Raw genomic sequence first — 7644 nt, 5'->3', positions numbered from 1 at the left:
CCTGTGGCCGCGCCAGGCTGACCCCTTGGCGTGGGCCAACGCTGTTGTGCAGGCTCTCGTAGCCGAACAACGTCAGGTAGGCCAGCGGCGTGTACATCACGGGCAAGCCGCGCGCGCCCTCCCCGGCCCGCACGAACAGCACGCCGATGAGCAGCAACAGCGCCAGCGCCGGCGCCAGCACCGGTATGCCACGCATCACGCGTGGCGCAGGCGGCGGACGCAGGCCGATGCCGACCACCACCAGCAGCGCCTTGCCCAGTGCCAGCGCAATCGCCACCCCGTACTGCTGCAACGCCTCTTCAATGAAGCCACCGGCATACACCATCGACACGAAGGCGCTGTAGGTCAGGTAACTGTCGGTGATCCTTACATAGGCATCGAACATCGCCGCACTGGCACCCAAGGCCAGCGCCAGCGCCCAGCGCAGCGGCGCAGGCCGTGTCAGTGCGCCCAGCAGCAGCGCACCTGCCAGCAGCATGAACAGTCCTGCATAGAGCACCAGCGGCAACCCCACCCCCAGCGCTTCCAGACGCTCGCGGTACTGGCCATGAAACGACGCCAGATACCCCACCAGCAACAGCCATTTGATGCACATACGCATGATGTCGAGCCCTCCGGTCACAGGTTTTCACTGCAACCGTAGCACCGTTGAAACAATTCACAAGGTGAAAAACGTCAAGATACCGGCGATATCACATCGCCTTATTTTGGCGGTGAAAAAACCACTTAGCGAGCCGGTCTATTACGAAGTACTGCTAATAATCAATCACTTACTACCGTTCATCCGATAGCCTTCCTGCCACCGTCATTCACTTGTCGCGCTAAGTGACGGATACAAAAGGGATTGATGGCCAAGTGCCAAACCCGTAGATGATGTAACTGCGACGAAACATGCCATTGCTTTGACGCATTCTCCGCCCCCTGCGCTATAAACCTTCCACGTCGCTGTTTCATCTCCCTTACTCAACCTGAGGCACGCCGGCATGGACGTGAGCGTTTTTGGTAGTGGTTACGTGGGCCTGGTCCAGGCGGTGGCCCTGGCGGATGTGGGTCACCGGGTACTGTGCGTCGATGTCGATACGCACAAGATTTCGCAACTGAGCCAAGGGGTGCCGCCGATCAGCGAGCCGGGGCTGTCGGAATTGCTCGAAGACAATCTGCAGGCCGGGCGCCTGTCGTTCAGCACCCAGGCCAGCGATGCGGTGGCCCACGCCGAGTTGCTGTTCATCGCTGTCGGCACACCACCTGATGAAGACGGCTCGGCCGACCTCAGCCACGTGCTCGACGTCACCCGGCAGATCGCCGCGCTGATGACCAGCAACCGTACCGTGATCATCAAGTCCACGGTGCCGGTCGGCACCGCTGACCAGGTCAAGGCACTGGCGCTCGGTGAATTGCGCCGCCTGGGCAAAGGCGAGCTGAGCGTGAGCGTGGTCTCCAACCCCGAGTTTCTCAAGGAAGGCAGCGCCCTGGCTGACTGCATGCGCCCTGACCGAATCATCGTCGGCAGCGACGACGACCGGGCCGGCGACCTGCTGGGCGAGCTGTATGCGCCGTTCAGCCGCAGCCGCGAAAAGCTGATGTTCATGGACAACCGCAGCGCCGAACTGACCAAGTACGCCGCCAACGCCATGCTCGCCACCCGCATCAGCTTCATGAACGAGCTGGCCAACCTCAGCGAACGCCTGGGCGCCGACATCGAAGCAGTGCGCCGTGGCATCGGCTCGGACCCGCGCATCGGCTACCACTTCATCTACCCCGGCTGTGGCTTTGGCGGCTCGTGCTTCCCCAAGGACATCCGCGCCCTGCTGCACAGCGCCACCCAGAGCGGCATGCCGCTGCAACTGCTGCAAAGCGTCAGCGACGTCAACGACCAGCAACGCCGGCTGCTCTTCGCCAAGCTCGAAAAGCACCTGGGCAAACCCCTCGAGGGCGCATCAATCGCAGTCTGGGGCTTGGCTTTCAAGCCCAACACCGACGACATGCGCGAAGCGCCCAGCCGTTACCTGATCGAAGCGCTGTGGGCCGAGGGCGCCAACGTGCGCGCCTACGACCCGCAGGCCATGGACGAATGCCGCCGGCTGTATGGCTACCGCGCCGACCTGCACCTGTGCGCCACCCGCGACGACACCCTGCAGGACGCCGATGCCCTGGTGATCTGCACCGAATGGAAGCACTTTCGCGTGATTGACTTCGCCCTGCTGGCGAGCAAGTTGCGCAGCCGCCTGATCATCGATGGGCGCAACCTCTATGATCCCGAGCAGATGGCCGCCCATGGTCTGCGCTACAGCGGCATCGGCCTGCGTCAGGTCGCCCCGTCGGTCAACGCATCATGAAAGTGCTGGTCACCGGCGTGGCCGGGTTCATCGGCGCACACACCTGTCGCCGCTTGCTGCTCGACGGCCACGACGTGCATGGCGTCGACAACTTCAACGACTACTACGACCCGGCGCTCAAGCATGCGCGCGTGCAATGGGTGCGCCGCGACGCCAGCACCAATGTGCTCAACGGGGTGTCGATCGGCCGCCTGACACTCGACAGCCTGAACCTGGCCGACCGCAACGGCGTGGCCGGGCTGTTCGCCACCCAGCGCCCGGACGTGGTAGTGCACCTGGCCGCGCAGGCCGGTGTGCGTTACTCGCTGCAGAATCCGCATGCCTATCTGGACAGCAACCTGGCGGGTTTTCTGAACGTGCTCGAAGGCTGTCGGCGCAACCCGGTCAGCCATCTGCTGTACGCCTCGTCCAGCTCGGTGTACGGCGCCAACCAGCGCACGCCCTATCGGGTCCAGGAAGGCGCCGACCATCCGCTGTCGCTGTACGCCGCCACCAAGAAAGCCAACGAGGCCATGGCCCACAGCTACAGCCACCTGTACGGCGTGCCCTGCAGCGGCCTGCGTTTCTTCACGGTGTATGGCCCCTGGGGTCGGCCGGACATGTCGCCGATGCTGTTCGCCCGCGCCATCAGCGAAGGCCGCCCGATCCAGCTGTTCAACGAAGGCCGCCACCAGCGCGACTTCACCTACATCGATGACATCGTCGAAAGCCTGGTGCGCCTGATTCCTCTGCCGCCACAGGCCAACCCGAGCTGGAACGCGCAGACCCCGGACACGGCCAGCAGCCACGCGCCATGGCGGTTGTACAACATTGGCGGGCAACGGCCGGTGCAACTGCTCGACTACGTCGCGCTGCTGGAAAAACACCTGCAGCGCGTTGCCCACATCGAGCTGCTGCCACTGCAACCCGGCGACGTGCTGAGCACCTGCGCCGATGCCAGCGACCTGGCTCAGATCACCGGCTTCATCCCGCATACCTCACTCGACCAAGGGCTCGGGCGCTTCGTGGCCTGGTTCAAGAACCATTACTCACACAGCCCCTCGCCGAGCCCGGTACGCGAGCAGGCCGACCGCCGGAGGGTGTCATGACCAGTCCATCGCACAGCATCCCGAGCCAAGCGCTCAAGCACGACAAGCGCCTGGACCCGGTGCACCGCCAGCGCATCGACGCGGCGATCCACAAACAGGGCCGCGGCTGGTTCAGCGGGCGCCTGGGCGGGCGCCCCTGGACCCTGTCACGCACCAACCGGGTGCTCTCGTGCTGCGCTGCCCTGCTGCTGCTGGCGCTGCTGTCACCCCTGTTTCTCGTGCTGGCAGTGCTGATCAAGCGCTCCAGCGCAGGCCCGGTGTTCTTCGTGCAGCGGCGCACCGGTTACCGCGGGCGCACCTTCGGCATGTACAAGTTCCGCACCATGGTGGCCAACGCCGAAGACCTCAAGGAGTCCTTGCGCCACCTCAACAAGCACGGCGCCGACTCCATCGACTTCAAGCTCGACCAGGACCCGCGCATCACCTCGGTCGGCGGCTGGCTGCGGCGCAGCAGCCTCGACGAGCTGCCCAACCTGATCAACGTGGTGATGGGCGACATGCGCCTGGTCGGCCCCCGGCCCACCTCGTTCAACGCCTACCGCTACCACGACAACCACCTTGCGCGGCTGTCGATCCACCCCGGCATGACCGGCCTCTGGCAGATCTCCGGGCGCAGCAACATCGACTTCGACCAGCGCGTCGAGCTCGACCTCAGTTACATCAACCAACAGAGCCTGATGCTGGACCTGAAGATCCTGCTCAAGACTCCTTTCACAGTCTTCACTGGCCACGGAGCAAGTTGAGATGGACGGTTCGACATCATCGAGAAGCCTGAGCATCGCCACCCCCAGCGAAACCAACCTGACCGCCACCGTGCTCGACCTCGAGCAGCGAACGCTGCTGCTGACGGCCGCCAACAGCGGCGGCGGCACCAGTACCAGTGCACTGGCGTTTGCCAGCCAGCTGGCACTGATGAGTGCCGGCAACGTGTTGCTGGTCGACAGCAGCCCGAGCACCAACAACCTCAGCCAGCAGCTGGGCCTGGGCAAGCTGCGCGGCTTCAGCGACCTGCTGTTCGACCATGACACGCCGCCACTGCTGCAAGACAGCCTGGTGCGTTTTTCCGACCAGCCCTTCGACCTGTTGCCGGCGGGCAATTACCGCCGCGGCCGCGAGCGCCTCGACCCCGAGCACCTGCGCGCGCTACTGGCGCAACTGACCCGGCATTACCGCTTCGTGGTGATCGACGGCGAGGCGGTGTACGCCAGCGCCGACAGCCTGGTGCTGGGCAGCCTGGTCGACGGCGTGATCCTGGTGGTGACCGCCGAACAGACCCGCCAGGAAGTGGCCCAGGCCGCCTTGCAACGCCTGGCCCAGGCCGGCGCCACGGTCATTGGCAGCGTGTTCAACAAGCGCAAGTACTACATGCCCAAGTGGCTCTACGACCACCTCTAGGCCCGTACCCAGGAGCTTTCCATGAAACACTCACTGATTGCCCTGTGCCTGCTGACCCTCGCCGGTTGCGCCAGCCAGGAGGCCCGGCAGATGCCGGTGCAGATCATGACCGCGACCCCGGCCCAGGCCCAGGACAGCGAACTGCCGCGCCGCGAACAGGTGCTGCGGCCCCAGGACGTGCTCGATGTGATCTTCCACATCAGCAACAGCGGCTCGCAGGCCTACCGCATCCAGCCCGGCGACAACCTAGGCCTGGGCTTTCTCTCGGCCAGCTCGCTCAATGGCAACCAGCTGGTGCTGCCTGACGGCAGCATCGAGCTGCCCCGGGCCAACACCACGGTGAACGTCGCCGGGCTGACTGCCGACGAAGCGCGCCGCACCATTCAGCAGGCCTACCGCAACAAGAGCCTGTTCCAGCCCAACCGCGACCAGCTCACGGTGCAGGTGCTCAGCGCCATGAGCAACGAGCAGAACCTGCGCAGCTCGCTGACCCACCCCAGCACCGGCCTGAGCCGCGAAATCACCGTGGGCACCGATGGCATGGCCAGCTTTCCGGAGATCGGCGCGGTGGCGCTGCAGGGCATGACCGTGCAGCAACTGCAGACCTTCCTGAACAAGCGCTACGCCGACCTGCCCGGACGCATGACGGTGGACGTGATGCTCAAGTCCACCGCCGCCAACGAGATCTTCGTACTCGGTGAGGTGGCTGCGCCCGGCGCCTACCCGATCCGCCGACCGATCTCGGTGCTCGAAGCGCTGACCCTGGCGCGCGGACCGAACATCAAGGCGCGCCTGGACTCGGTGATGATTCTGCGGCGCAACGGCAACCAGGTGCAGGCCTTCCCCTACAACATCGACCGAGCCCTGGACGCCAGCGCCGCACAGGTGGCCTACCTGCAGCCCGACGACATGCTCTACGTGCCCAAGACCAAGCTCGCCAGTGCCGGCGAACTGGCCCGGCAACTGGCCGACGTGGTGCTGTTCCAGGGCTTTGGCTTCAGCTTCAGCTACCGCGTCGACAACAAGAACAGCAGCTCTGACTGACCACTTCGGGACCTCGACATGAACAGCAAAGAAAACTATGTGCATGAGTTCTTCCGGGTGCTCTACGCCAACCGGCAGATGGCCAAGCGGGTGTTTCTGCTCTTTGCGCTGGTGGCGCTGCTGCTGCCCCTGGTGCTCAAGCAGACCTTCGAGATCAACGCCGAAGTCATCGTGCAGTCGAAGAAACTCTCGCAAAGCGACAGCAACAGCTCACTGTCCCAGGAAAGCGACAAGTTCGTGCCGCCGACCCTGTCGGACATGGAAACCGAGAGCAACATCCTGCGCTCGCCAACGCTGATCCGCGAAACCATCACTCAGCTGCGCGATGAAGGCCGCTATGTCATCCCGCCCAGCCTGCTCAACCGCTTCGTGCTGACGCCGCTGCGCGAAGGGGTGATCCACCCCCTGCGCGAACACGTGATCAATCCGCTGCGCAGCTGGGTGGGGCTGGACGTCGACCCGGTGCGCGACAACCCACTGGACGCCCTCACCGAGGATGCCATCAAGCACCTCAAGGTCGAGACCCTGCCGGGCTCCAATGTGGTCTCGGTGAACTACGCATCACCCGACCCTGCACTGGGCACGCTGTTCGTCCAGCGCCTGCTCGACAACTACCTGCGCAACCGCCAGGACCTGCAATCGAACGAGCTGCCCGAAGCGTTCTATGAGCAGAAAAAGCAGCACTACCAGACCCGCATCAGCGACCTGGAGCAGCGTCGCCTGGGCATGCTGGAAAACATCGGCTCGGCTGACCCGCGCGAGGAAATCACCTTCCGCCTCAACGCCATCAACACCGAAGAGCAAGCACTGAACCAGTATGGCGACCGCCTGTTGCAAGGCAGCCAGTGGCTGGCCTACCTCAAGACCGGCCTGGCCACGGCGCGCAGCGCCAACCTGCGCGATTACGCCTTCCCCTACACCTTCACCAGCGGCAACAACAATGAAGGCGTGAGCTATGAGGACCGCGAGGTGAAGCTGCTGGGCGACCAGCTGACCAATCAGGTGCTGACCTACGGCAACGACCTGTCGGTGTTCCAGGCCAACAGCGAACAGATGCTCTTGCAGCGCGAGCAGATCGGCAAGACCCGCCAGCAGTTTCTCAAGGTGGTGGCCAACCGGATTCAGGAGCGTGAGAAGGACCTGGCCGTGATCCAGGGTGTGATCGAGCAGAAAACCCAACGCATCACCGAGTACAAGACCCGCGTGCATCAACTGCAACAGACGCAAAGCCAGTCGCGCCAGCTCGACACCGAGATCGAGGCGTTGCACAAGGCCTTTTTCACCTACACCCAGCGCTACGAAGAAGCCCGTGGCGAGCGTCAGCTCAACGGCGATCAGTCCAACGCGCGGATTCTCAGCGCGCCGTACGAACCGACCGATCCGGCCTTCCCGAAACCGAGCCTGATCATCCCGTTCGGCCTGCTCACCGGCCTGCTGCTGGCCGTGGCGCTGGTGTACATGCGCGAGTTCTTCGACCGCCGCTTCAAGCACCCGGCGCAGATCTCCCAGCAGCTCGACCTGCCGGTCCTGCTGGTGCTCAACGACCAGACCCCGATCCTGGCCAACCCCTACCGCCGCTGGTCGCTGCCACGCCTGGTGCATTGGGTGCGCAATTGAACAGCCCCGCCGCCCTCGCCCGTCCCGTGCTGCACTTGCTCGGCAGCGGCGGCTTCTATGGCGCCGAGCGCATGCTCCTGGACCACTGCCTGAGCGCGCCGGGCCAGCACCAGGTGCTGTTTCTCGGCGCGCCGAGCGAGCTGCTGGCGCGCTTTCGCGCCGCC

General features: G+C 64.4%; 6 protein-coding genes and 2 pseudogenes. 7 read left to right on the top strand and 1 reads right to left on the bottom strand.

What is annotated here, in order from left to right; translation table 11 throughout:
• Positions 1 to 562 (bottom strand): annotated as a pseudogene (locus RT028_RS18810) (sulfatase); the annotation flags it as partial.
• A 421-nt stretch (positions 563 to 983) separates the two neighbouring features.
• Between RT028_RS18810 and RT028_RS18805 the strand changes: the two are divergent.
• From RT028_RS18805 to RT028_RS18775, 7 genes and pseudogenes are all read left to right on the top strand, one after another.
• Positions 984 to 2336: a UDP-glucose/GDP-mannose dehydrogenase family protein gene (locus RT028_RS18805; protein ID WP_312936782.1), complete on the top strand. Its 1353-nt coding sequence runs from the start codon at positions 984 to 986 to the stop codon at positions 2334 to 2336.
• Positions 2333 to 3424: an NAD-dependent epimerase gene (locus RT028_RS18800; protein ID WP_312936780.1), complete on the top strand. Its 1092-nt coding sequence runs from the start codon at positions 2333 to 2335 to the stop codon at positions 3422 to 3424. Before RT028_RS18805 ends, RT028_RS18800 begins: the two co-directional genes overlap by 4 nt.
• Positions 3421 to 4167, top strand: coding sequence for a sugar transferase (locus RT028_RS18795; protein ID WP_312936778.1), 747 nt, complete (start codon positions 3421 to 3423; stop codon positions 4165 to 4167). Before RT028_RS18800 ends, RT028_RS18795 begins: the two co-directional genes overlap by 4 nt.
• Position 4168: 1 nt before the next feature.
• Positions 4169 to 4819 (top strand): CpsD/CapB family tyrosine-protein kinase, encoded by a 651-nt coding sequence (locus RT028_RS18790; protein WP_312936776.1) that lies wholly within the window; start codon positions 4169 to 4171, stop codon positions 4817 to 4819.
• A 21-nt stretch (positions 4820 to 4840) separates the two neighbouring features.
• On the top strand, positions 4841 to 5863 hold the full coding sequence (locus RT028_RS18785; protein WP_312936774.1) for a polysaccharide biosynthesis/export family protein: 1023 nt from the start codon (positions 4841 to 4843) through the stop codon (positions 5861 to 5863).
• A gap of 18 nt (positions 5864 to 5881) precedes the next feature.
• Complete coding sequence (locus tag RT028_RS18780) at positions 5882 to 7480, top strand: GNVR domain-containing protein (RefSeq protein WP_312936772.1); 1599 nt, start codon at positions 5882 to 5884, stop codon at positions 7478 to 7480.
• Positions 7465 to 7644: pseudogene (locus RT028_RS18775) on the top strand (glycosyltransferase family 1 protein); the annotation flags it as partial. The gene RT028_RS18780 and the pseudogene RT028_RS18775, both read left to right, overlap by 16 nt.

This window comes from Pseudomonas sp., assembly GCF_032058845.1.
Classification (GTDB): Bacteria; Pseudomonadota; Gammaproteobacteria; order Pseudomonadales; family Pseudomonadaceae; genus Aquipseudomonas.
This window is presented reverse-complemented; position numbering and strand designations above follow the sequence as displayed.